Raw genomic sequence first — 23,414 nt, forward strand, 5'->3', positions numbered from 1 at the left:
TCCCTCCACCGTTCGGGCTGAGCTTGTCGAAGCCCTTTCCCGTCCCGTCGCTTGAAACCCTTCTTCGTCTATCTGTTGCGCTGCTCGGATGCGTCCTACTACGTGGGGCAGACCGACGACATGGCGCTTCGCCTGCGGCAACACGCCGACGGTGCGATCGGCTACACCGCGACGCGCAAGCCGGTCGAGCTGCTCTGGCAGGGCGAGTTCGAGACGCGCGAAGGCGCGATCGCATTCGAGCAGCGGATCAAGGGATGGTCGCGGGCCAAGAAGGAGGCGCTGATTCGCGGAGACTGGGCGGCGATTCAGCAGTTGGCGCGTTCCCGCGCGGACGCCGCTCCCCAACCCGCTCGCCCCGAGCCTGTCGAAGGGCGGGATGCAGCAACAGCGGCTGCGCTCCGGCTTCGACAAGCTCAGCCCGAACGGTGGGAGGGCACGGCCACCCCCCTCCAATCCGTTCGACCTGAGCAGTGCCTGTATTTTCACTCGGACGCTTCCGCCCGACCCGTTCGTCCTGAGCTTGTCGAAGGGCGGGATGCAGCAACAGCGGTCGCATCCCGGCTTCGACAGGCTCAGCCCGAACGGTTGGGGGCGCATTCGCCGGAGGCGCGGAGCCGATGACCTCGCTCGCCGCCGTCCACACTGACGGCATCCTCCGCACTGCCTCGCCCATGGCCCAGCGCCGTGCCATCGCCAAGGCCATCACCCTGCTCGAATCCACCCGCGCCGACCACCGCGCGCAGGCGGACGAACTGCTCACGGCGCTGCTGCCGCACACGGGCAAGTCCTTCCGCCTGGGCATCTCCGGCGTGCCGGGTGTGGGCAAGTCCACCTTCATCGAGGCGCTGGGGCTGTACCTGATCGACCAGGGCCATCGCGTGGCCGTGCTCACCATCGATCCGTCCTCCACCGTCTCCGGCGGCTCGATCCTCGGCGACAAGACGCGCATGGAACGGCTCTCCGTGCATGAAAGCGCCTACATCCGCCCCAGCCCCTCGTCGGGCACGCTGGGCGGCGTGGCCGAGAAGACGCGCGAGGCCATGCTGGTGTGCGAGGCCGCCGGCTACGACGTCGTGATCGTCGAGACGGTGGGCGTCGGCCAGAGCGAGACGGCCGTGGCCGGCATGACCGACATGTTCGTGCTGCTGCAATTGCCCAACGCGGGCGACGACCTGCAGGCCATCAAGAAGGGCGTGATGGAGATCGCCGACCTGGTGGCCATCAACAAGGCCGACCTGGACAAGGACGCCGCCACCCGCGCGCAGGCGCAGATCACCTCGGCGCTGCGCCTGTTCGGCCACCACGGCAACCCGGAGCACGCGCGGGCGATGCACGACGCGCACAGCGGTGCCGAACTGCGCTTCTGGCAGCCGAAGGTGATCCAGCTCAGCGCGCTCACCGGCGCCGGCGTGGACCGCTTCTGGGCCGCCGTGAGCGAGTTCCGCGCGCTCCAGGCGGCCAACGGCCGGCTGGCCGCGCGGCGCGAGAAGCAGGCGCTGGCCTGGATGTGGGAACGCATCGAGGCCGGGCTGAAGCAGCAGTTCCGCCAGCACCCGGGCGTGCGCGGGCGGCTGCCCGCCATCACCGCGGAAGTGGCTGCCGGCCGGCTGCCGGCTTCGGCGGCGGCGCGGCAACTGCTCCAGCTCGCCGGCCAGGCCGCGCCGCAGCCCTCCGATTCCCGGCAAGCCACAAGCAACATCAACGAAACCGGCAGGACACCATGAAGGAAATCCTCGAAGAACTCGAACGCCGCCGCGCGCAGGCCCACCTGGGCGGCGGCCAGAAGCGCATCGACGCGCAACACAAGAAGGGCAAGCTCACCGCGCGCGAGCGCATCGAACTGCTGCTGGACGACGGCACCTTCGAGGAATGGGACATGTTCGTCGAGCACCGCTGCACCGACTTCGGCATGGCGGGGCAGAAGATCCCGGGCGACGGCGTGGTGACCGGCTACGGCATGATCAACGGCCGGCTGGTGTTCGTCTTCAGCCAGGACTTCACCGTCTTCGGCGGCGCGCTCAGCGAGGCGCACGCCGAGAAGATCTGCAAGGTGATGGACCAGGCCATGAAGGTCGGCGCGCCGGTCATCGGCCTGAACGACTCCGGCGGCGCGCGCATCCAGGAGGGCGTGGCCTCGCTGGGCGGCTATGCCGAGGTGTTCCAGCGCAACGTAATGGCCTCGGGGGTGATCCCGCAGATCAGCCTGATCATGGGCCCCTGCGCCGGCGGCGCGGTGTACTCCCCGGCCATGACCGACTTCATCTTCATGGTGAAGGACTCCAGCTACATGTTCGTCACCGGCCCCGAGGTGGTGAAGACCGTGACGCACGAGGACGTGACGGCCGAGGAGCTGGGCGGCGCCTCCACCCACACCACCAAGAGCGGCGTGGCCGACCTGGCCTTCGACAACGACGTCGAGGCGCTGATGATGCTGCGGCGCCTGTTCAACTACCTGCCGCTGTCCAACCGCGAGAAGCCGCCGGTGCGCCTGGGCAACGACGGCCGCGGCGACCCGGCCGAGCGCGCCGAACTGTCGCTGGACACGCTGGTGCCCGACAACCCGAACAAGCCCTACGACATGAAGGAGCTGATCCTCAAGGTCGTGGACGACGGCGACTTCTTCGAACTGCAGCCCGACTATGCGAAGAACATCGTCATCGGCTTCGCCCGCATGGAGGGGCAGAGCGTGGGCATCGTCGCCAACCAGCCGCTGGTGCTGGCCGGCTGCCTGGACATCAAGTCGAGCATCAAGGCGGCGCGCTTCGTGCGCTTCTGCGACGCCTTCAACATCCCCGTCATCACCTTCGTCGACGTGCCCGGCTTCATGCCCGGCACCAGCCAGGAGTACGGCGGCATCATCAAGCACGGGGCCAAGCTGCTCTACGCCTACGCCGAGTGCACCGTGCCCAAGGTGACGGTCATCACGCGCAAGGCGTATGGCGGCGCCTACGACGTGATGGCCTCCAAGCACCTGCGCGGCGACGTCAACCTGGCCTGGCCGCGCGCCGAGATCGCGGTGATGGGCGCCAAGGGCGCGGTGGAGATCATCTTCCGCGAGGACAAGAACGACCCCGACAAGCTGGCCGCCCGCGAGGCCGAATACAAGGCCCGCTTCGCCAATCCCTTCGTCGCCGGCGCGCGCGGCTACATCGACGACGTGATCCTGCCGAGCGAGACGCGCAAGCGCATCTGCCGCAGCCTGGTGATGCTGCGCGAGAAGAAACTGGAGAACCCGTGGCGCAAGCACGGGAACATCCCTCTCTGAGCGAACGCCCGCAGAAGGAGCACGCCATGTCCATCAGCCTCTACTACCACCCGTACTCCCGAGCGGCCGGCACGCTCTGGGCCCTGGAAGAAGCCGGGGTCGACTACGACCTGAAGGTGATCGACATCATGAAGGGCGAGCAGAAGGGCCCGGAACTCGTGTCGAAGAACCCGATGGGCAAGCTGCCCACGCTGGTCGACGGCGACGTCGTCGTCACCGAGGCCGCGGCCATCGCGCTGTACCTGGCCGACCGCTACCAGCCGGGCAAGCTGGCCCCCGCGCTGGACGACCCGCTGCGCGCCACCTACCTGCGCTGGGCCTTCTTCGCGCCGAGCGTGATCGAGCCGGCCGTGATGGCGAAGCAGAGCGGGTGGACGGTCAAGGAGGTCGCCGCCGGCTGGGGCAACTTCGCCTCCATGCTCGCCGCGGCCGAAAGCGCCATCGCCGGCAGGTCCTTCGTGCTGGGCGACACCTTCTCCATGGCGGACCAGGTGTTCGGCGGCACGTTGCGCTTCATGATGGACTTCAAGCAGATCGAGCCCACGCCCGTGTTCAAGGACTACGTGGACCGGTTGAACGGGCGCCCGGCCTACCAGCGCGCCGAAGCGAAGAACAAGGCGATGCGCGAGCAACTGGGGCTCGCATAGGCGCGTGCGCTCGTCGAACAAGAACGGAGCAAGAAAAGTGTTCAAGAAGATCCTGATCGCCAACCGGGGCGAAATCGCGTGCCGCGTCATCAAGACGGCACGCAAGCTCGGCATCCGGACCGTGGCCGTGTACTCGGACGCCGACAAGGACGCCCGCCACGTCGAGCTGGCCGACGAGGCCGTGCACATCGGCGCCGCGCCCTCGCGCGAGAGCTACCTGCTGGCCGACCGCATCATCGAGGCGTGCAAGAAGACGGGCGCCGAGGCGGTGCACCCCGGCTACGGCTTCCTCTCCGAGAACGAGGGCTTCGCCAAGCGCGTCGAGGAAGAGGGCATCGTCTTCATCGGCCCCAAGCACTACTCCATCGCCGCGATGGGCGACAAGATCGCCTCGAAGAAGCTGGCGGGCGAGGCCAAGGTCAACACCATCCCCGGCTACAACGACGCCATCGACACGGCCGAGCAGGCGGTGGAGATCGCCAAGGGCATCGGCTACCCGGTGATGATCAAGGCCAGCGCCGGCGGCGGCGGCAAGGGCCTGCGCGTGGCCTTCAACGACAAGGAGGCGCTGGAAGGCTTCACCTCCTGCCGCAACGAGGCGCGCAACTCCTTCGGCGACGACCGCGTGTTCATCGAGAAGTTCGTCGAGGAGCCGCGCCATATCGAGATCCAGGTGCTGGGCGACGCGCACGGCAACGTGATCTACCTGAACGAGCGCGAGTGCTCGATCCAGCGCCGCCACCAGAAGGTGATCGAGGAGGCGCCGTCGCCCTTCATCAGCGAGGCCACGCGCAAGGCGATGGGCGAGCAGGCGGTGGCGCTCGCGAAGGCGGTGAAGTACCAGAGCGCGGGCACGGTGGAGTTCGTGGTCGGCAAGGACCAGAGCTTCTACTTCCTGGAGATGAACACCCGCCTGCAGGTGGAGCACCCGGTGACCGAGTGCATCACCGGGCTGGACCTGGTGGAGCTGATGATCCGCGTGGCGGCCGGCGAGAAGCTGCCGCTGGCGCAGAAGGACGTGCAGCGCAACGGCTGGGCGATCGAGTGCCGCATCAACGCCGAGGACCCGTTCCGCAACTTCCTGCCCAGCACGGGCCGGCTGGTGCGCTTCCAGCCGCCGGCCGAGCAACTGGCCGCCGCCGAGCCGACGCCGGCCGACGCCTACGGCGTGCGGGTGGACACCGGCGTGTACGAGGGCGGCGAGATCCCGATGTACTACGACTCGATGATCGCCAAGCTGATCGTGCACGGCCGCGACCGCAACCACGCGATCGCACTGATGCGCGAGGCGCTCAACGGCTTCGTGATCCGCGGCATCCACAGCAACATCCCCTTCCAGGCGGCGCTGCTGGCGCATCCGAAGTTCGTCTCGGGAGAGTTCAACACCGGCTTCATCGCCGAGCACTACGCGCACGGCTTCCGCGCCGAGGACGTGCCGCATGCCGACCCGGATTTCCTGGTCGCGCTGGCGGCCTACGTGCACCGCCGCTACCGCGCCCGCGCCTCGGGCATCAGCGGCCAGCTCGAAGGGCATGGCGTGAAGGTGGGCGAGCAGTTCGTGGTCGTCACGCTGGCGGCCGACGGGCAGCACGTGCACACGCCGGTGTCGGTCACCGATTTCCAGGGCAAGACCGGCTCCAGCGCCGTGCAGGTGGGCGCGAACAGCTACCGCATCGACAGCCTGTCGCCCCTGGGCAGCATCCGCGTGGAAGGCCGGGTCAACGGCCAGCCCTTCACCGCCCAGGTGGAGCGCGGCGCCGGCAAGAACCCGCTGGCCCTGCGCGTGCAGCACAACGGCACGCAGATCGAGGCGATGGTGCTCTCGCCGCTGGGCGCGCGCCTGCTGGCGCTGATGCCCTACAAGGCGCCGCCGGACATGAGCAAGTTCCTGCTCTCGCCGATGCCGGGCCTGCTGGTGGACGTGGCCGTCCAGGAAGGCCAGCAGGTGCAGGCCGGCGAGAAGCTGGCCGTCATCGAGGCGATGAAGATGGAGAACGTGCTGTTCGCCGCGCAGGACGGCGTGGTCGGCAAGATCGCCGCCGCCAAGGGCGAATCGCTGGCCGTGGACCAGGTGATCATGGAGTTCGCATGACGGCGGGCGGCATCGACGCAGTGGAAGCGCCCGAGCGGCCCGTCGCGCTGCGCCGGCCGGCGAAGGCGCAGCCGCGGCCCGCTGCGCCGCGCTGGCCCGTGGAGGCGGTGCAGGCGCTGCTGGAGTTGCCCTTCAACGAGCTGCTGTTCCGTGCCCAGGCCGCGCACCGCGAACACTGGCCCGAGGGCGACATCGAGCTGGCGACACTTCTCTCTGTGAAGACCGGCGGCTGCCCCGAGAACTGCGGCTACTGCCCGCAGTCGGCCGAGTTCGACACGGGGGTGAAGGCACAGAAGCTGATGAGCGTGGAGGAGGTGACGCGCGCCGCGCAGGCCGCCAAGGACGCCGGCGCCACCCGCTTCTGCATGGGCGCCGCCTGGCGCGCGCCGAAGGACCGCGACATCGAGAAGGTGGCCGAGCTGGTGCAGGCCGTCAAGGGCCTGGGCCTGCAGTCCTGCGCCACGCTGGGCATGCTGGAGGCGCACCAGGCGCAGGCACTGCGCGACGCCGGCCTGGACTACTACAACCACAACCTCGACACCGCGCCCGAGTACTACGGCGACATCGTCGACACCCGCACGTACCAGGACCGGCTCGACACCCTGGCCCACGTGCGCGCGGCCGGCATCAGCGTGTGCTGTGGCGGCATCGTCGGCATGGGCGAGGCGCCGGTGCACCGCGCCGGCCTGCTGGCGCAGCTCGCCAACCTGGAGCCGTACCCGGAGTCGGTGCCCATCAACAGCCTGGTGCGCGTGCCCGGCACGCCGCTGGCCGACAGCGAGCCGATCGACCCGCTGGACTTCGTGCGCGTGATCGCCGTGGCCCGCATCCTGATGCCGAAGGCGCGCGTGCGCCTGTCGGCCGGCCGCCAGCAGCTCGGCGAGGCGGTGCAGGCGCTGTGCTTCCTGGCCGGCGCCAACTCCATCTTCTACGGCGACAAGCTGCTGGTCACCGGCAACCCCGACGTGGAGGCCGACCGGCAACTGCTCGCCAAGCTGGGCCTGCAAGGCCGCGACACCGTTGCATCCGAAGGAGGCTGCGCATGAACACGACGACGACCCGGCCGTTCAAGGTGCTGGGCATCCAGCAGATCGCCATCGGCGGGCCCGACAAGCAGCGCCTGGCCACCCTGTGGGTGGACATGCTGGGCCTGGAGCGCACCGGCACCTTCAAGAGCGAACGCGAGAACGTGGACGAGGACATCTGCGCCATCGGCGAAGGCCCCTTCAAGGTCGAGGTGGACCTGATGCAGCCGATGGACCCGGAGAAGAAGCCGGCGGTGCACGCCACGCCGCTCAACCACGTCGGCCTGTGGATCGACGACCTGCCGAAGGCTGTGGAATGGCTGACGGCACAGGGCGTGCGCTTCGCGCCCGGCGGCATCCGCAAGGGCGCGGCGGGCTTCGACATCTGCTTCCTGCACCCCAAGGGCAGCGAGGAATTTCCCATCTCGGGCGAGGGCGTGCTGATCGAGATGGTGCAGGCGCCGCCGGAGGTCGTCGAAGCCTTCGGCCGGCTCGCCGCTACGCGTTGACCACCTTCTTCACCGGCGGTTTCACGTCGCTCTTGCTCGCCGGCAGCATCGGCTGGTGCTCGCGCGCCGGGTTCAGGATGATCGAGGTCGCCGTCTCGGTGAGCAGGCAGAACTTGGTGACCACCGCGTCCAGGTGCGCCACGTCGATGACGGCGATCTCGATGACCCAGCTGTCCTCGCCGGTCACGTTGTAGGCGTTGATGCACTCGGGCGTCTCGCGTACCAGCTTGACGACGCGGGCGTACTCGGCGCGGCCGACGCGCACGATGGCGCGGATGCCGTAGCCCAGCTTCGCCAGGTCCACCGACGCGCGGTAGCCGGTGATGACGCCGGCCGATTCGAGCTTGCGCACGCGCTCGGTCACGGCGGGCTGGCTCAGGTGCACGCGGCGGCCCAGCTCGGCCATCGAGAGGCGGGCGTCGGCCTGCAGCTCGGCCAGGATGCGGGTGTCGTAGGCGTCGAGTTCGGGATTCAAGGCCGGCTCCTTCCATGTCCGTGGAAATGAAGGCGATCCTAGCGCCGATGCCTTGAATCATGCATGGATGAACGGCCATCGCTTTCATACCATGCAGGGCATGTCTTCCTCCGCCGCACCCCTGCGCCCGCCGGGTTCCCCGGCCTTCGGCCTGCCGCCGCTGCTGTGGCTGTGCCTGGCCGCCACCTGGCTGGTGTGGGGCTCGACCTACCTCGCCATCAAGGTGGCGCTGGTGAGCTTCCCGCCCTTCCTGCAGATGGGCTCGCGCTTCCTCGTCGCCGGCGCGCTGCTGGCCGCGTGGATGCGCTGGCGCGGCGCACCCTGGCCGAGCCGGCGGCAGTGGCTGCATGCGCTGGCGGTCGGCGGCCTGATGCTGGGCGGCGGCATGGGCGGCGTGGGGCATGCCGAGCAGTCGGTCGGCTCCGGCCTGGTGGTGGCCTTCATCGCAGTGGTACCGCTGATGATCGCGCTGCTCAATTCATTGTGGGGCGTGCGGCCCTGGTGGCTGGAAGGGGCGGGCATCGCGGTCGGCCTGGGCGGCGTGCTGCTGCTGACGCAGGGCCGCGGCTTCCAGGCCTCGCCGGCGGGGCTGGCGGCCATCTGCATCGCCTGCGCCTGCTGGTCGCTGGGCAGCGTGCTCAGCCAGCGCAGCCTGCCGCTGGCGCCCGGCGCGATGGGCTTCGCCAGCGAGATGCTGTGCGGCGGCGTGGTGCTGATGCTGCTGGCCGCCGCCAGCGGCGAGCGCATGGCCTGGCCGCCGCGCGCCGACGCGGCCGCGGCGTGGCTCTACCTGGTGGTGTTCGGCTCGCTGGTCGCCTTCAACGCCTACATGGTGCTGCTGGCGCGGGCGCCGTCCGGGCTGGCGGCCAGCTACACCTTCGTGAATCCCGTCATCGCCATGCTGCTGGGCGTGGGGCTGGCCGGCGAGGTGGTCACGCCCTTCGAGTGGGCGGCGGTGGGCGTGGTGCTGGCCGGCGTGCTGCTGCTGCTGGCCAACCACGCCCGGCGGCGCTGAGGGGCTTCAGTCCCCCCAAACCTCGCGCGCCGTCTCGATCACCAGGCGCAGCTTCGCGCGCTGCGCCTCCACCGCGATGTTGTTGCCGTGCACGGTGCTGGAGAAGCCGCACTGCGGCGACAGCGCCAGTTGCTCCAGCGGCGCGTACTTGGCGGCTTCGTCGATGCGGCGCTTGAGCGCGCCCTTGTCCTCCATGTCGCCGAACTTGGTGGTCACCAGGCCCAGCACGACGGTCTTGCCCTTGGGCAGGAAGCGCAGCGGCTTGAAGTCGCCGGAGCGCGCGTCGTCGTACTCCATGAAGTAGGCGTCCAGGTCCATCTCCTTGAGCAGCGCCTCGGCCACCGGCTCGTAGTTGCCGGCGGCGGCGTGCGTGCTCTTGAAGTTGCCGCGGCACAGGTGCATCGCCAGCAGCATCCCCGGCGGCTTCTGCGCCACGACCTTGTTGATGAACTTCGCGTAGCGGTGCGGCAGCTCGTTGGGGTCGTCGCCGCGCTGGCGCGCGGCCTCGCGCATCTTCTCGTCGCACAGGTAGGCGAGGTTGGTGTCGTCCATCTGCACGTAGGTGCAGCCGGCGGCGGCGAGCGAGCGCAGCTCGTCGCCATAGGCCTTGGCCACGTCGTCGTAGAAGTCGGGTTCCAGCTCGGGGTACGCCTCCTTGCTGATGCCGGCGCGCCCGCCGCGGAAGTGCAGCATGGTGGGCGAGGGGATCGTCACCTTGGGCGTGTGGCCGGCCGAGACCTGGCTCTTGAGGTATTCGAAGTCCGCGAGCTGGATGTTCTTCGCGTGGCGCACCTTGTCGATGACGCGCATGACAGGCGGTGCCAGCTCTTCCGTGCCGTCGGGCTTGCGGATGGTGACGGGGATGTCCGTCTTCACGCCGCCGAGCTGTTCCAGGAAGTCGATGTGGAAGTAGGTGCGGCGGAACTCGCCGTCGGTGATGCTCTTGAGGCCCACGTCCTCCTGGAACTTCACGGTCTCGGTGATGGCCCGGTCCTCCACCTCGCGCAGTTGCTCGGCGCCGATCTCGCCCCGGGCCTTCTGTTCGCGGGCATCGAGCAGGTACTTCGGGCGCAGGAAGCTGCCGACGTGGTCGTAGCGGGCAGGCAGTTGCATGAGGGTCTCCTGAAAGGCGGTGGGAACGGGCGGCGCGGCGCGGCCGTGCCGCGCTGAACTGGTTCTTGACTGTAACGTTTTCGCGCCCGTCCGGCAGCGGCCTCAACGGCAGTGGAAGCTCGCCGCGTCGTCGATGCTGCCCCGACCGTCGTGGCGCGGCTGGGCCGGCCAGGCGCACAGCGGGCGGGTGCGGCCGGGCCACGCCACCTCGGGGTTCTCGGGCCGCGCGCGCGCCACGATGCGCGTGGGCGCCTCGCCCTGCTCGACCCACTTCACCAGGGCGGAGAGCCCGTCGTACTGGTCGGTGGCCGGGCCGCCGCTGCAGTGCGCCATGTTCGGCACCGTGAACAGCCGGGCGATGCCGTCGGTGCGCTCGCCGTAGCGTGCGCGCAGCCGGTCCAGGTAGCGCACCGTGTCCTTCACCGAGAACACCGGATCGCTCACGCCGTGGAAGAACAGCAGCTTGCCCCCACGCCGCACGTAGGCGTCGACGTCCGGCGACTCGGCAGCCACCATCTGCATCGCCGATTCGCGGAAGGGACCGCCGGCGGCGTGGACCTTCGCCGCGTCGCGCGCCGGGTCGAAGCCCATGGCGTAGGCCCAGAAGTCGGTGGTGACCGTCGGCGGCGTCGTGAAGAACATCGCCAGCGCGCCGGTCATCAGCGTGAGGTTGCGCGCGTTGGCCTCGCCCTGCTGCGCATCGCCGAACTTCCAGCGCGTCCATTCGCGCGAGTGCAGCCCAGCGTCGAAGGTCCAGTCCGAGTAGATCACCCGGCCCTGCGCGTCCTTCGCGCCGGCGAAGGACTTCTGCAGCGCCTCCACCTGCGCGGGGCCCAGGCAGGCGGCGGTCTTCGCGCCCCGGCAGCGCAACTCGGCGGGATCGAAGCGGCAGGCGGGCCAGTTGTCGACGATACCGTCCTTCAGGCCGTCCAGCGCGTCGCAGCGCGCCAGCACCGTGCGGGTGAGCAGTCGCATGTCCGCCGGCGAGAAGGCCTTCGCCAGCACCGGCCGCCCGGCGGCGGGCGGCGCCTGCTCGGCCGCGGCGCGGGCGTAGAGCTGCGTGTCATAGACCGCCTGCACCGAGGCCAGCGGCACGCGGTAGGCCGGTGCGGAGGCGATCACGCCGTCGAACATGTCGGGGTAGCGCTGCGTCATCATCATCGCCTGCCGCCCGCCGTTGGAGCAGCCCACGAAGTACGAGCGCCGGGGCGCCTGGCCGTAGTGCGCCGCGATGAGCTGCTTGGCGGCGCGGGCCGTTTGCGCCATCGCGTTGTAGCCGTTGTCGGCGCGTGCCTGCGGGTCCAGCCCGAACTGGTAGGGGCCGTTGGGGCCGGGTTCGTTGAGGTGGCCGGTGTCGGTGAAGACCACGGCGTAGCCCTGCAGCAGCGCGTTGCCGGTGTTGCCGCCGCCGGTGAGCACGCCGATCGCGTCGCGCAGCACGCCGTCGGTGCCGCCGCCGCCCTGGAAGAAGAAGCGGCCGTTCCATTCGGCGGGCAGCCGCAGGTCGAAGCCGATGGCGTAGGGCTTGCCGTCGATGCCCGTGCGCTCGGCGATCCTGCCTTGCACGTGGCAGTGCGCCGGCACGCGGGCGGTGCTGCCCGGTGCGCCAGGCTGGATGCCGGTGAGCGCGATGCTGCCGGCGGGCACAGCCTCGGCCTGCGTGAGGCGGGTGTCCGCCACGGCAATGCCCGCCAACTGCGCACAGCCGACGGGGGCTGCTGCCGTCCCGCTGCCGGGGCCGGCGTCTCCAGGTTGAGCGCAGCCGGCCATCAGCGTGGCTGCGGCGGCGGCCGCGACGAGGGCGCCACGCATCGCTCAGTCCGCCTTGAAGCCGGTCGCCTTGACCACTTTGCCCCAGGTGGCCGTGTCGCTGGCGATGATGCTGGCGAAGGCCTGCGTGCTGGTGCCGGTGGCGCGGAAGCCGGCGTCCTCCATCTTCTTCTGGCCGTCGGGCGACTGCATGGCCCGCACGATGCTGGAGTTGAGCTTCGCCACGATCTCCGGTGGCGTCTTGGCCGGAGCGACGATGCCAAACCAGGCGCTGAACTGCAGGTTCGGGTAGCCCAGTTCCTTGAAGGTCGGCACGTCCGGCAGCATCGGAGAACGCTGCTCGCCGGTGCTGGCAAGCCCGGTGAGCTTGCCGGCCTTGACGTTGGGTGCCGACAGGCCGACGCTGGCGAAGGCACCGGCCACGTCGCCGCCGATGATGCCGGCGAGCGCGTCGCCGGTGGAGCGGTAGTGCACCGCCTCGGGCTGCAGGCCGACCGTGTCGCCCAGCCGGTACGCGCCGAAATGCCCCAGCGTGCCGGCGCCGAAGGTGCCCATGAACAGGCTCTTGCGTTCGCGCGTCCAGTCCACGAAGGCCTTGAAGGTGCGGGCCGGCACTTTCTGCGGGCTGGACACCAGCACGAAGTCCGAGGTCACGACCTGCGACACCGGGACGAAATCCCGAGCCGGGTCGTAGGCCAGCTTGCTGTAGGTGCTGGGCGCGATGCTGAGCATGCCGGTCTCGGCCAGCAGCAGCGTGTAGCCGTCGGGCTGCGCGCGGGCGGCTTCGGAGGCGGCGATCAGCCCGCTTGCGCCGGCCTTGTTGTCGACGACCACGGCCTGGTTGTTCCAGCCCTCCGAGAGCTTCTGCGCCAGCAGCCGGGCCACGATGTCGGGCCCCGTGCCGGCCGCGAAGCCCACGATGATGCGCACCGGGCGGCTGGGGTAGGAAGTCGCGTTCTGCGCGGCGGCCGGGCTGGCCAGCGCGAAGGTGGCGCAGGCCGTGGCGGCGAGGACGAGGGCGCGGCGCTGCGCGCCCGCGGCAGGGGCGGTCGTCATGGGATGTCTCCTGGAGGAACGAGGGAACGGGGGCTACTGCACGGCGAAGAAGCGCATCACCACCTGGGCCGGGTGGCGCACGCCGACGCCGATGAACAGCCGCTCGGTGATCCAGTGCAGCGCCTTCGACGTCGTCTCGAAGCGCGGGCTGCAGCGGAAGTAGATCTGCGCCGGGTCCACCGGCTCGCCGCGCAGCAGGCGCTGCATGGCCTCGGGCGGCGCGGTGCGGATGGCGTGGTTGCGCACGTAGATCAGCTCGCCGGCCTCGGTCTCCAGGCCGTAGCGTGCGTCCAGCTCGGAGGCGGTGTCGCTGGCGATGCGCTGGAAGTCCGCGCCGCCCGGCAGCACCCGCGCGCGCCAGCCTTCGCCTTCGGCGCTGCCGCCGAGGATGGGCACCACCCGGCGCAGGCCCTGCGCGCCCTGGCCCAGCACCAGCGGCTCGCCGACGTCGACGGCCACGTCGGCAAAGCGGGCGAGGGCGGGCATGCGCAGCGGATCGGTGTCGTGGTTCATGCGGCTAGCGTAAGTCCGCTGGCGCGCGAGGGCGGTCATCCTGGAAGATGACGGACTTTCCCCAGTCCCCGCTTTCTTTCCCTCCCATGCGTACCTGGACTCCCGACCCCGCCGGCGCTCCGGCGCTGCTGGCCGAGCGCATGCCGCAGGTGGTGCCGGCCCTGGGCGAGACGGACTTCGGCACGCGCCTGCTCGATGCACTGGGCGAGGCCCTGCCGGTGGGCTCCTTCTCCGTCTACCGCACCGGCCCGCGGCCGGCGATCTTCGTCAGCGGCAGCCGGCACCTGCCCGACACCACCCGCGACTGCTGGCACGCCTACCTGTCGGGCCCGATCCGTGCCGACCGCACGTTGCGCGACGAGCGCCTGCCCAGCTTGCGCGTGTGCCACATCACCGCGCGCGAGGTGCCGCCCGAGCACCGCGCCAAGGTGTACGAGGCGCACGGCGTGGTCGAGCGCGTCTCGGTGGTGGAGGACGAGCCGGCCGGCGACGGCTCGCTGTTCGCCGTCAACTTCTACCGCCACCAGCACCAGCGGCCGCTGGGCGACGCGCACCTGGCCGACTTCGGCAGCGCGGGCCGGCTGCTCATGGCGCTGGCGCGCAAGCACGTGGCGATGACGCAGCGCGGCGCATCGCCCGAGGCCGATGCGGCGGACCTGCACGGGCGCCTGCTGGCGCGCTGCCCCGCGCTGACGGTGCGCGAGGCCGAGGTCTGCCTGCGCCTGCTGCGCGGCATGACGCAGGAAGGCATCGCCGCCGACCTGGGGCTGGCGCTGCCGACGGTGAAGACTTACCGCAACCGTGCCTTCGGCCGGCTGGGCATCCACTTCCGCAGCGAGCTGTTCGCGCTCATGCTGCTGCGGGAGGCGCCGTAGGCGCCGCCTCGGCGCTGGCCGCGTCCAGCCGCGCGAGGGTCGCGGCATCGAGCCGCAGTTCGGCGGCTTGGCGCAGTTCGTCCAGTTGCGCCAGCGAGGTGACGCTGGCGATGGGCGCGGTGATCGACGGACGCGCGATCTGCCAGGCCAGCGCGACCTGCGCCGGCGTTGCGCCGTCGTGGGCCGCGGCGGCCTCGTCCAGCGCCGCCAGGATGCGCAGGCCGCGCGGGTTCAGGTACTTGGCCGTCGTGCTCTTGCCGCGCGCGCTCTTGGCGGCATCGGCCTCGCTGCGGTACTTGCCCGTGAGGAAGCCCGCCGCCAGCGCATAGAAGTTGATGACGCCCACGTTGCGCTGCACGCACAGCGGCTCCAGCGCCTCCTCGTACACCGCGCGGTCGTACAGGTTGTACAGCGGCTGCAGCGACTCGTAGCGCGGCAGGCCCAGGCGCTCGGCCACGTCCAGCGCCTCGGCCAGGCGCGGCGCCGTGTGGTTCGATGCGCCGATGGCGCGCACCTTGCCGGCGCGGATCAGGTCGGCGAAGGCGCCCAGCGTCTCTTCCAGCGGCGTGTCGGCGTCGTCGTCGTGCGACTGGTACAGGTCGATGCGGTCGGTCTGCAGGCGCTTGAGCGAGGCCTCCACCGCCTCGCGGATGTAGCGCGGGCTCAGGCCCTTCCTGCCTTCGCCCATCGGCTTGCCCACCTTGGTGGCCAGCACCACGCGGTCGCGCTTGCCGCTGGCGCGCAGCCACTTGCCGATGATCGTCTCCGACTCGCCGCCCACGTGGCCCGGCACCCAGGTCGAGTACACGTCGGCGGTGTCGATGAAGTTGAAGCCGGCGTCCAGCCAGGCATCGAGCAGGCGGAAGGAGGCGGCTTCGTCCACCGTCCAGCCGAACACGTTGCCGCCGAAGGCGAGGGGGGAGACCTGCAGGCCGGAGCGGCCGAGGGGCTTCAACTGCATGGCATGCTTCCTTTCAGTTCTTCGGCCGCATCACGATCTGCGGGAAGGGCGAGGGCACGCGGCCGTCGGTGTCGCGCGGCATCACCTCGGTGCGCTGCACGGCGCGCAGCGCGGCCTCGTCCCAGGCCTTGTTGCCGCTGGACTTGACCAGCCGGGGCGTGCCGACGATGGTGCCGTCCGGCGCCGTCTGGATCTCGATCAGTGCCTCGGGGTTGCCGCTGATCGAGTTGGGATCGAACACCGTGTTGCGCTTGATCAGCGCCGCCACGCGGCCCAGGTAGCCGGCCGACACGCCGCCGCTGCCCGCGCCCTGGCCCGAGCGCGGCCCGCTGTTGGCCTCGGCCTGCCCGCTGGCCGCGCCGTTGGCCTGCCCGAGCATGCGCCGGATGTTGTCCTGGCGCGCCTTCTCGGCGGCGGCAGCGCGTTCGGCAGCGGCCTTCTTGTCCGCCGCGGCCTTGGCCGCGGCCGCCTTCTCGGCCTGCTCGCGCTTCTTTTGCTCGGCCAGGCGCTGCTGTTCCTTTTCCTTCTGGCGCTCGGCTTCTTCCTCGCGCTTGCGCTCCTCGGCCTCCTTCTTCTCCTGGGCGGCCTTGCGCTCGGCTTCCTGGCGGCGCTTTTCCTGCTGCTGCTGGCGCTCGCGTTCGCGCTGGGCCTGTTCCTCGCGCAGCTTGCGCTCGCGCTCCAGGGCGATGTCCGGCTCCTTCGGCGGCGGCGGGGCGGGCGGCGGCTTCACGGCCTCGGGCGGCGGGGGCGGAGGAGGGGGCGGCGGCGGTGCGGGCCGCGGCGCCGGGGCGGGCGGCGGAGACGGCGCCACGGCCGTGCGCTGCGCCGCCTGCTGCGTGGTGGACGACCAGATCTCGGCCTCGATGGCGTCGTCGTCGCCGTCGCGCTTCCAGCGCACGCCCCAGGTCAGCGCAGCGATCAGCAGCGCGTGGGCGATCAGCGCCAGCAGCAGCGCGCGCCCCGTGCCGCGCTGCGGCGGCGGGGTGAACTCCGGGCCCTCGTGGGGCAGCGACATGCGCATCGATTGCAAACCGGTCGCCTCCGTCGTCAGCGGCCAGGGGTGGTCTGCACGGACAGGCCCACGCGCTCGATGCCGGCGCGCTTGAGCTCGTTCATGGTCTTGACCACGGTCTCGTACTTCACGTTCTTGTCGGCGCTGATGACCACCGGGCGCTGGTCGTCGCCGCCCTGCGCGTCCTTCACGGCCTTGCCGATCTGGCTCATCGGGATCTCCAGGCCGGCGGAGCTGGCAGAGTCCTTCTTGAAGTGGACGACCTCGTCCTTGTCGACGGTGATCTCCAGCGGCTTGTCGGGCTGCTTGTTGGCGCGGTCCACGCTGGGCAGGTTGATCACGCTGGGCGTGATGAGCGGCGCGGTGACCATGAAGATGATCAGCAGCACCAGCATCACGTCGATGAACGGGACCATGTTGATCTCGTTGATGGTGCGGCGTCCTCGGCCGCGGGAGGCGACGGCGGGCATGGGCGTGTCCTGGCTGGATTCAGTGGCCGGAGGCGGCGATGTTGGCGGCGCGCGTCTGCTGCGGGTTGCCGGCCGAGAGGTTGCGCTGCAGGATGTTGGAGAACTCCTCGATGAAGGTCTCCAGCGCGATGGCGACCTTGTCGATCTCGCGCGCGAAGCGGTTGTAGCCCACCACCGCCGGGATGGCGGCGAACAGGCCGATGGCGGTGGCCACCAGCGCCTCGGCGATGCCGGGGGCCACCGTGGCCAGCGTCACCTGCGTCATGCTGGCCAGGCCGGTGAAGGCGTGCATGATCCCCCACACCGTGCCGAACAGGCCCACGTAGGGGCTGACGGAGCCGACGGTGGCCAGGAAGGACAGGTTCGACTCGGCCGCGTCCAGCTCGCGCTGGAAGCTGGCCCGCATGGCGCGGCGGGCGCCTTCGAGCAGCGTGTCGGCGTCGTGGATGTGGCGCTCGCGCAGCTTCTGGTACTCGCGCATGCCGGAGGCGAAGATGCGCTCCATCGGGCCGGCGAACTTGGCGTTCTGTGCGGCCGAGGCGAACAGCTCGTTCAGGCTGGTGCCCGACCAGAAGTCGCGCTCGAACTCGTCGTTGAGCGCGCGCATGCGGCGCAGGGCGAAGTACTTGCGGATGATCGCGGCCCAGCTGGCCACCGACACCACGACCAGCAGCAGCATGACCAGCTGCACCACGAAGCTGGCGTGGAGGATGAGGGTGATGATCGAGAAGTCTTGGTTCATTGGGTCTGGTCTCTAGGCACCCGCGGCGGCCGCCGCCCGGATCGGGCTGCGCGGGGCCGCCGCAGGTAGGGAGCGCAAATGGGGTTCGAGGGTTCCCGTCAGTTCGGCGGGCATGCGCGCCGGGCGCATGCGCTCGCCGTCCACCCAGCCGATGCGGATGCTGCCCTCGCACAGCACTGCGGCGGGGTCGGCCTTCATGCACACCTGCTGTGCGATGACGGCGGAAGCGGGGCCGATCTGGCGCAGCTCGGCGCTGACCAGCAGTTCGTCGTCGAGCCGGGCCGGGCGGTGGTACTTGAGCTGCGTCTCGCTCACCACGAACATGCCGCCGGTGCGCTCGCGCAGCGCGCGCTGCTCCACGCCCAGGCTGCGCAGCCATTCGGTGCGCGCCCGTTCCATGAATTTCAGGTAGTTGGCATAGAACACGATGCCGCCGGCATCGGTGTCCTCCCAGTAGACGCGGATGGGGAGCCGGAAGCTCATCCCAGTGCCTCGAGGCGCTGCACTGCCTCTTCCAGGTGCGCCATCGAGCTGGCGGTGGAGAAGCGCACGAAGCGCGCCGTGTCGGCCGTGCCGAAGTCGCGGCCCGGCGTGACGGCGATGTGGGCGCGGCGCATCAGCTCGAAGGCGAAGTCCCAGCTCGTGTCGGCGGCCGTCACGTCCAGCCGGCGGGCGAATCCGGTGCAGTCGGCCCAGGCGTAGAAGGCGCCGTCGGGCACCACCGGCACCGGCAGGCCCAGCGCCTGCAACTGCGGGATGAACCAGTCGCGGCGGGCGCGGAACTCGCCGCGGCGGCGCTCGTACTCGGCGATGCTCTCCGGTTCGAAGCAGGCCAGGGCGGCGTACTGCGACACGGCGCTGGCGCAGATGAAGAGGTTCTGCGCCAGGCGCTCGACCACCGGCACCAGCGCCTCGGGCACCACCAGCCAGCCCAGGCGCCAGCCGGTCATGTTGAAGTACTTGCTGAAGCTGTTGATGCTGATGACCTGGTCGTCGATCGCCAGCGCGCTCTGGCCGAAGGCGTCGTCGTAGGAAAGGCCGAGGTAGATCTCGTCGATCAGCGTGAGCCCGCCGCGCTGCTGCACCGCCGAATGGATGCGCCGCAGCTCGTCGGGCGCGATGGAGGTGCCGGTCGGGTTGGAGGGCGAGGCCAGCAGCACACCGCGGGTGCGCTCGGTCCACGCGGCCTCCACCTTCGCCGCGCTGAGCTGGAAGCGTTCCTCGGCGGTGGCGGGGATCATCACCGCGCGCCCCTCGGCCGCGCTGACGAAGTGGCGGTTGCAAGGGTAGCTCGGGTCCGGCATCAGCACCTCGTCGCCGGCCTCGATCAGCGCCAGGCAGGCGAGCTGCAATGCTGCAGAAGCGCCGGCCGTCACGACGATGCGCCGCGCCGGCACGTCGAGGCCGAAGCGCTCGGCATACCAGCCGCTGATGCGCTCGCGCAGTTGCGGCAGGCCCGTGGCCTGGGTGTACTGGGTGGCGCCGGCGCGCACCGCGCGCATGGCGGCCTCCTGCACCAGCGGCGGCGCGGTGAAGTCGGGCTCGCCGATGTTCAGGAAGATCATCGGCCGCTCGCTGTCGGCCACCTCGCGGGCGAGGGCGGAGGCGGCCTTGGCCACCTCCATCACGTAGAAGGGCTCGATGCGCTCGGCGCGCGTGGCGATGCGCATCAGGGCCTGGCCTTTCCGGTGGCGCGGTCGGCCTCCACTTCCACCGCCCGCAGCGTGGGCGCCAGTCCGTTGAGCACGGCGTTGACGTACTTGTGGCCGTCGGTGCCGCCGAAGCTCTTGGCCAGCTCGATGCACTCGTTGATGACCACGCGCCACGGCACGTCCGGGCAGTGGCGGAACTCGTAGGTGCCGATCCACATCACCGCGTGCTCGATGGGGGAGATCTCCTCCAGCTTGCGGTCCAGCAGCGGGACGATCAGCGCATCCAGCTCGGCGCCTTCCGCGATCGAGCCGTGCAGCAGCGCGTCGTAGTGCGCCGAATCGGCCTTGTGGAAGCCCGACAGGTCGCGCGTGAAGACGTCGATGTCGGTGGCCGGATTGCGCCCGACCAGGTGCTGGTAGAGCGCCTGCAGCGCGAACTCGCGCGCGCGGGTGCGGCCGGACTTGCTCGCTGCCTTGCGCGGCGCGTGGGAGGAGGCGGCGTCGGTCATTCGACAGCCCTCCGTCCTTCGGACTGCGGACGCGAGCGCCTTCGGAGCGGCCGGGCGGCGCTCATCGGGCCGCGCTCCGCACCGAGGCGAGCAGCGCCGCCATCTCCACAGCCACCTGCGCCGCGTCGCGGCCCTTGTCGGTCTGCCGGGCCACGGCCTGTTCCACGTTCTCGGTGGTGAGGATGGCGTTGGCAACGGGCAGGCGGTGGTCGAGCGCCACGCGGCTGACGCCGGCGCCGGACTCGTTGGCCACCAGCTCGAAGTGGTAGGTCTCGCCGCGGATGATGCAGCCCAGCGCGATCAGCGCGTCGTAGCCGCCGCGCGCGGCCAGGGCCTGCAGGGCGACCGGCACTTCCAGCGCGCCGGGCACGGTGCGGTGGTCGATGGCGTCGTCGGCCACGCCGAGCCGGTGCAGCTCGGCCAGGCAGGCCTCGGCCAGCGCGTTGGTGATGTCCTCGTTGAAGCGGGCCTGCACGATGCCGATGCGCAGGCCGCGCCCGTCCAGCGGCCCGGCCGCGCCCTTGTTGGCGTGAAGCATGCTCTTCTAGTCCTTCTTCTCGATGTAGCCGGCGATCTCCAGGCCGAAGCCCGCCGCCATGCTGGGCATGCGCCGCGGCGTGCCCATGAGTTTCATCCGGTGCGCGCCGCATTCGCGCAGGATCTGGGCGCCCACGCCGTAGCTGCGCAGGTCCATGCGGCCGCGCTCGGGCGCCTGGGCGGGACGGGCGGTGCCCTCGAACTGCGCCAGCAGCTCGGCGGCGCTCTCGCCGCAATTGAGCAGCACGGCCACGCCGCGGCCCTCGGCGGCGATGTGGGCCAGGGCAGCGTCCAGGCTCCAGGAGTGCATGGGGCGCTCCAGCTCCAGCGCGTCCAGCACCGACAGCGGCTCGTGCACGCGCACGGGCACCACCTCGTCGGCACCCCAGGTGCCGCGCACCAGCGCCAGGTGCACGCCGCCGCTGGGCGCGTCCTTGAACGCGTGCAGGGTGAACTCGCCGTGCGCGGTGCGGATCTCGCGCCTGCCCACGCGCTGCACCAGCGTCTCGGTGTGGCTGCGGTGCTCGATCAGGGCGGCGATGGTGCCGATCTTCAGCCCGTGCTCGGCGGCGAAGCGCTGCAGGTCGGGCAGCCGGGCCATGGTGCCATCCTCGTTCATCACCTCGCAGATCACGGCAGACGGCGAGCAGCCGGCCATGGCGGCCAGGTCGCAGCCGGCCTCGGTGTGGCCGGCGCGCACCAGCACGCCGCCGTCCACCGCCTGCAGCGGGAAGATATGGCCGGGCTGCACCAGGTCGCTGGCCTGGGCGTCAGGCGCCACGGCGGCCTGCACCGTGCGTGCGCGGTCGGCGGCCGAGATGCCGGTGGTCACACCCTCGGCCGCCTCGATCGAGACGGTGAAGGCGGTCGAATGCTTGGCGCCGTTGCGCGCCACCATCGGCGGCAGGTTCAGGCGCTCGCACATCTCGCGCGAGAGCGTCAGGCAGATCAGGCCGCGCGCATGGCGGGCCATGAAGTTGATCGCCTGCGGCGTGATGTGGTCGGCGGCGATGACGATGTCGCCCTCGTTCTCGCGGTCTTCCTCGTCCACGAGGATGACCATGCGGCCGGCGCGCAGCTCCTCGACGATCTCTTCGACGCTGGAGATGGGCGCCGGTTCGAGGGACCTTGCGGCGCCCAGGGCGGTGACGGATGCGTTCATGTGGTCGGTGTGTGTGCGATTCAGGCCGCCCGGCCGGGCACGACGCCCGCCAGGAGCATGCGCTCCACGTAGCGGGCGACGGTGTCCACCTCGAGGTTGACGCGGCTGCCGGCCTCGAGCTGGCCCAGCGCAGTGTGCTCGACGGTGTGGGGGATGAGGTTGATGCTGATCTCGCAGCCGTCCGCCTGGTCGGCCACGGTGTTGACGGTGAGGCTCACGCCGTTGACCGTGATCGAGCCCTTGTAGGCGAGGAAGCGGGCCAGCGCGGCGGGGGCGAGGATGCGCAGCTCCCAGCTCTCGCCGTGCGGCTCGAAGCGGCTGACGCTGCCGATGCCGTCCACATGGCCCGAGACGATGTGGCCGCCCAGGCGGTCCTGCGGGCGCAGGGCCTTCTCCAGGTTGAGCGCGGTGCCGGCCCGGTCGAGCCCGGCCGTCTTGTCGAGCGATTCGGCGGAGATGTCGATGGTGAACTCGCCGGCGGCGGTGTCGAGGCCGGTGACCGTCATGCAGGCGCCGTTGAGGGCGAGGCTGTCGCCCAGGCCGACATCGTCCAGGTAGCCCGCCGGTGCGGAAATGGCCAGGCGCTTGCCGTGGGCGGAGGAGGAGCCGAGGTCGTGGACGGCGGCGATGCGCCCCACGCCGGTGATGATGCCGGTGAACATAAGCCGGCGATTTTCGCAGAGAAGCGTCCGGGAGAACCCGGAGACGGTTTCACGAGGCAACGGCGGACCGCCGGCTCTGGGGCTCACAAGCATTTGCGTCAATCGACAAGAACCGTTCAGGCTGAGCTTGTCGAAGCCCCGCGCCGCGCTTCGACAAAGCTCAGCGTGAACGGTTGATATTGTCGAACGCGCTTCCGTATCAGAACGCGTCGCGGCCCGGGATGCGTGCCACCAGGCGCAGGTCGGGCCCGATCCGTTCCACGCCGTGGAATTCGAACGCCGGCGCGGCGTCCAGCCCCGCCAGCGCGGCGCCGGCGAAGGGCCGTTCCGCCACGCCCATCCCCTCGCCGAGCAGCTTGGGGGCCAGGTACAGCAGCAGCTCGTCCACCAGCCCCTCGCGCAGCAGCGAGCCGTTGAGCTTGTGGCCGGCCTCGACGTGCAGTTCGTTGACCTCGCGGCGCGCCAGGTCCGCCATCAGCGCGGCCAGGTCGACCTTGCCGCGGGCATTGGGCAGCACGCTGACCGTGGCGCCGCGCGCCTGCAGCGGTGCGGCGCGGGCGGCGTCATCGGCGGCCGCATAGATCCAGACCGGACGCTGCGCCTCGAAGATGCGGGCGCCGGGCGGCGTCTGCAGCCGGCTGTCCACCACCACCAGGGGCGGCTGGCGGGTGGCGCCCGGGTGGCGCACGTCCAGGCGCGGATCGTCCTCCAGCACCGTGCCCACGCCGGTGAGCAGCGCGCCGGCGCGGGCGCGCCAGGCATGGCCGTCGGCGCGCGCCGCCTCGCCGGTGATCCACTGGCTGGTGCCGTCGGGCAGGGCCGTGCGGCCGTCCAGCGAGGCGGCCGCCTTCATGCGCACCCAGGGCAGGCCGCGCGCCATGCGGCTGAGGAAGCCGATGGTGATCTCCCGCGCCTCGGCGGCGCCGGGGCCGACGGTCACCTCGATCCCCGCCGCGCGCAGCCGGGCGAAGCCCTGTCCGGCGACCTGGGGGTTCGGATCTTCCAGCGAGGCGACCACCCTGGCGATGCCGGCGGCGGCCAGCGCCTCGCAGCAGGGGCCGGTGCGGCCGTGATGGGCGCAGGGTTCCAGGGTGACGTACGCGGTGGCCCCGGCGGTCGAATGGCCGCGCGCCTGGGCGTCGCGCAGGGCCATGATCTCCGCGTGCGGCCCGCCCACGGCCTGGGTCCGCCCCTCGCCGATCACGCCGCCGTCCGTGCCGACGAGGACGCAGCCGACGGCGGGGTTCGGCGGGGTGTCGGGCAGGGCCAGCCGGGCCAGGTGCAGCGCGCGTTCGATCATGCGGCGCAGCATAGCGCCGGCGCGGAACGCCCTCGCATGCGGCTCCACGCAG

The 23,414-nt window shown here is 70.8% G+C and carries 25 protein-coding genes; 9 read left to right on the forward strand and 16 right to left on the reverse strand.

Annotated elements, in window-relative coordinates:
• Window positions 1-51 precede the first annotated feature (51 nt).
• The 7 genes from Q392_RS32525 to Q392_RS30720 are packed head-to-tail and all read left to right on the forward strand — an operon-like array spanning window position 52 to window position 7,538.
• The gene (locus Q392_RS32525) at window positions 52-621 is read left to right on the forward strand and encodes a GIY-YIG nuclease family protein (RefSeq protein WP_084217505.1); all 570 of its coding nucleotides are present in this window, start codon (window positions 52-54) and stop codon (window positions 619-621) included.
• On the forward strand, window positions 618-1,724 hold the full coding sequence (gene meaB, locus Q392_RS30695) for a methylmalonyl Co-A mutase-associated GTPase MeaB (protein ID WP_051954124.1): 1,107 nt from the start codon (window positions 618-620) through the stop codon (window positions 1,722-1,724). Before Q392_RS32525 ends, meaB begins: the two co-directional genes overlap by 4 nt.
• Window positions 1,721-3,265 carry an acyl-CoA carboxylase subunit beta gene (locus Q392_RS30700; protein WP_038218452.1) on the forward strand — a complete coding sequence of 515 codons (1,545 nt, stop codon included), beginning with the start codon at window positions 1,721-1,723 and terminating at the stop codon, window positions 3,263-3,265. Before meaB ends, Q392_RS30700 begins: the two co-directional genes overlap by 4 nt.
• 26 nt (window positions 3,266-3,291) lie before the next feature.
• Entirely contained in the window at window positions 3,292-3,912 is a 621-nt protein-coding gene (locus Q392_RS30705) for a glutathione S-transferase family protein (protein WP_038218454.1), read from the forward strand.
• Between the two features lie 37 nt (window positions 3,913-3,949).
• On the forward strand, window positions 3,950-6,004 hold the full coding sequence (locus Q392_RS30710) for an acetyl-CoA carboxylase biotin carboxylase subunit (protein ID WP_038218466.1): 2,055 nt from the start codon (window positions 3,950-3,952) through the stop codon (window positions 6,002-6,004).
• Window positions 6,001-7,050: a biotin synthase BioB gene (gene bioB / locus Q392_RS30715; RefSeq protein ID WP_038218468.1), complete on the forward strand. Its 1,050-nt coding sequence runs from the start codon at window positions 6,001-6,003 to the stop codon at window positions 7,048-7,050. The genes Q392_RS30710 and bioB overlap by 4 nt, the downstream gene beginning before the upstream one ends.
• Window positions 7,047-7,538: a VOC family protein gene (locus Q392_RS30720; protein WP_038218470.1), complete on the forward strand. Its 492-nt coding sequence runs from the start codon at window positions 7,047-7,049 to the stop codon at window positions 7,536-7,538. Before bioB ends, Q392_RS30720 begins: the two co-directional genes overlap by 4 nt.
• Here the strand turns inward: Q392_RS30720 and Q392_RS30725 are convergent.
• Window positions 7,528-8,013: an Lrp/AsnC family transcriptional regulator gene (locus Q392_RS30725; RefSeq protein WP_038218477.1), complete on the reverse strand. Its 486-nt coding sequence runs from the start codon at window positions 8,011-8,013 to the stop codon at window positions 7,528-7,530. The genes Q392_RS30720 and Q392_RS30725 overlap by 11 nt on opposite strands.
• Before the next feature lie 100 nt (window positions 8,014-8,113).
• Here Q392_RS30725 and yedA point away from each other — a divergent pair, with 100 nt between their 5' ends.
• Entirely contained in the window at window positions 8,114-9,028 is a 915-nt protein-coding gene (gene yedA / locus Q392_RS30730) for a drug/metabolite exporter YedA (RefSeq protein WP_038218581.1), read from the forward strand.
• Window positions 9,029-9,034: 6 nt separating this feature from the next.
• On the opposite strand, the gene Q392_RS30735 is transcribed toward yedA, so the two are convergent.
• The 4 genes from Q392_RS30735 to Q392_RS30750 all read right to left on the reverse strand — a co-directional run bounded on the left by Q392_RS30735 (window position 9,035) and on the right by Q392_RS30750 (window position 13,480).
• A complete protein-coding gene (locus Q392_RS30735; RefSeq protein ID WP_038218479.1) occupies window positions 9,035-10,141 on the reverse strand; it encodes a 5-methyltetrahydropteroyltriglutamate--homocysteine S-methyltransferase in 1,107 nt (368 codons plus the stop codon).
• 102 nt (window positions 10,142-10,243) lie between these two features.
• Entirely contained in the window at window positions 10,244-11,953 is a 1,710-nt protein-coding gene (locus Q392_RS30740; RefSeq protein WP_084217506.1) for a tannase/feruloyl esterase family alpha/beta hydrolase, read from the reverse strand.
• 3 nt (window positions 11,954-11,956) lie between these two features.
• Window positions 11,957-12,967: a Bug family tripartite tricarboxylate transporter substrate binding protein gene (locus tag Q392_RS30745; RefSeq protein ID WP_038218481.1), complete on the reverse strand. Its 1,011-nt coding sequence runs from the start codon at window positions 12,965-12,967 to the stop codon at window positions 11,957-11,959.
• Between the two features lie 33 nt (window positions 12,968-13,000).
• Entirely contained in the window at window positions 13,001-13,480 is a 480-nt protein-coding gene (locus Q392_RS30750; RefSeq protein ID WP_038218483.1) for a DUF3237 domain-containing protein, read from the reverse strand.
• Window positions 13,481-13,566: 86 nt separating this feature from the next.
• Between Q392_RS30750 and Q392_RS30755 the strand changes: the two genes are divergently transcribed.
• The gene (locus Q392_RS30755; RefSeq protein WP_245610868.1) at window positions 13,567-14,355 is read left to right on the forward strand and encodes a helix-turn-helix transcriptional regulator; all 789 of its coding nucleotides are present in this window, start codon (window positions 13,567-13,569) and stop codon (window positions 14,353-14,355) included.
• Here Q392_RS30755 and Q392_RS30760 read toward each other — a convergent pair.
• The 11 genes from Q392_RS30760 to ribD form a co-directional block, all read right to left on the reverse strand.
• Entirely contained in the window at window positions 14,330-15,316 is a 987-nt protein-coding gene (locus Q392_RS30760) for an aldo/keto reductase (RefSeq protein WP_038218485.1), read from the reverse strand. The genes Q392_RS30755 and Q392_RS30760 overlap by 26 nt on opposite strands.
• Before the next feature lie 13 nt (window positions 15,317-15,329).
• Window positions 15,330-16,331, reverse strand: a complete 1,002-nt coding sequence (tolA, locus tag Q392_RS30765) for a cell envelope integrity protein TolA (protein WP_038218587.1) — start codon at window positions 16,329-16,331, stop codon at window positions 15,330-15,332.
• A 32-nt stretch (window positions 16,332-16,363) separates the two neighbouring features.
• Window positions 16,364-16,798, reverse strand: a complete 435-nt coding sequence (locus tag Q392_RS30770) for an ExbD/TolR family protein (RefSeq protein WP_038218486.1) — start codon at window positions 16,796-16,798, stop codon at window positions 16,364-16,366.
• A gap of 19 nt (window positions 16,799-16,817) precedes the next feature.
• Window positions 16,818-17,540: a protein TolQ gene (tolQ, locus tag Q392_RS30775; protein ID WP_038218488.1), complete on the reverse strand. Its 723-nt coding sequence runs from the start codon at window positions 17,538-17,540 to the stop codon at window positions 16,818-16,820.
• A 12-nt stretch (window positions 17,541-17,552) separates the two neighbouring features.
• Window positions 17,553-18,023, reverse strand: a complete 471-nt coding sequence (gene ybgC / locus Q392_RS30780; RefSeq protein WP_051954126.1) for a tol-pal system-associated acyl-CoA thioesterase — start codon at window positions 18,021-18,023, stop codon at window positions 17,553-17,555.
• Window positions 18,020-19,210, reverse strand: a complete 1,191-nt coding sequence (locus Q392_RS30785) for a pyridoxal phosphate-dependent aminotransferase (RefSeq protein WP_038218492.1) — start codon at window positions 19,208-19,210, stop codon at window positions 18,020-18,022. The genes ybgC and Q392_RS30785 overlap by 4 nt, the downstream gene beginning before the upstream one ends.
• Window positions 19,210-19,701 carry a transcription antitermination factor NusB gene (gene nusB / locus Q392_RS30790; RefSeq protein ID WP_051954127.1) on the reverse strand — a complete coding sequence of 164 codons (492 nt, stop codon included), beginning with the start codon at window positions 19,699-19,701 and terminating at the stop codon, window positions 19,210-19,212. The genes Q392_RS30785 and nusB overlap by 1 nt, the downstream gene beginning before the upstream one ends.
• Before the next feature lie 61 nt (window positions 19,702-19,762).
• Window positions 19,763-20,239, reverse strand: a complete 477-nt coding sequence (gene ribH / locus Q392_RS30795) for a 6,7-dimethyl-8-ribityllumazine synthase (RefSeq protein ID WP_038218494.1) — start codon at window positions 20,237-20,239, stop codon at window positions 19,763-19,765.
• 6 nt (window positions 20,240-20,245) lie between these two features.
• Complete coding sequence (gene ribBA / locus Q392_RS30800; RefSeq protein ID WP_038218496.1) at window positions 20,246-21,400, reverse strand: bifunctional 3,4-dihydroxy-2-butanone-4-phosphate synthase/GTP cyclohydrolase II; 1,155 nt, start codon at window positions 21,398-21,400, stop codon at window positions 20,246-20,248.
• A 20-nt stretch (window positions 21,401-21,420) separates the two neighbouring features.
• Window positions 21,421-22,062, reverse strand: coding sequence for a riboflavin synthase (locus Q392_RS30805; RefSeq protein ID WP_038218503.1), 642 nt, complete (start codon window positions 22,060-22,062; stop codon window positions 21,421-21,423).
• Between the two features lie 199 nt (window positions 22,063-22,261).
• Window positions 22,262-23,362, reverse strand: a complete 1,101-nt coding sequence (gene ribD / locus Q392_RS30810; RefSeq protein WP_245610869.1) for a bifunctional diaminohydroxyphosphoribosylaminopyrimidine deaminase/5-amino-6-(5-phosphoribosylamino)uracil reductase RibD — start codon at window positions 23,360-23,362, stop codon at window positions 22,262-22,264.
• Window positions 23,363-23,414: the final 52 nt, after the last annotated feature.

The organism is Xenophilus azovorans DSM 13620, assembly GCF_000745855.1.
GTDB classification, from domain to species: domain Bacteria; phylum Pseudomonadota; class Gammaproteobacteria; order Burkholderiales; family Burkholderiaceae_C; genus Xenophilus; species Xenophilus azovorans.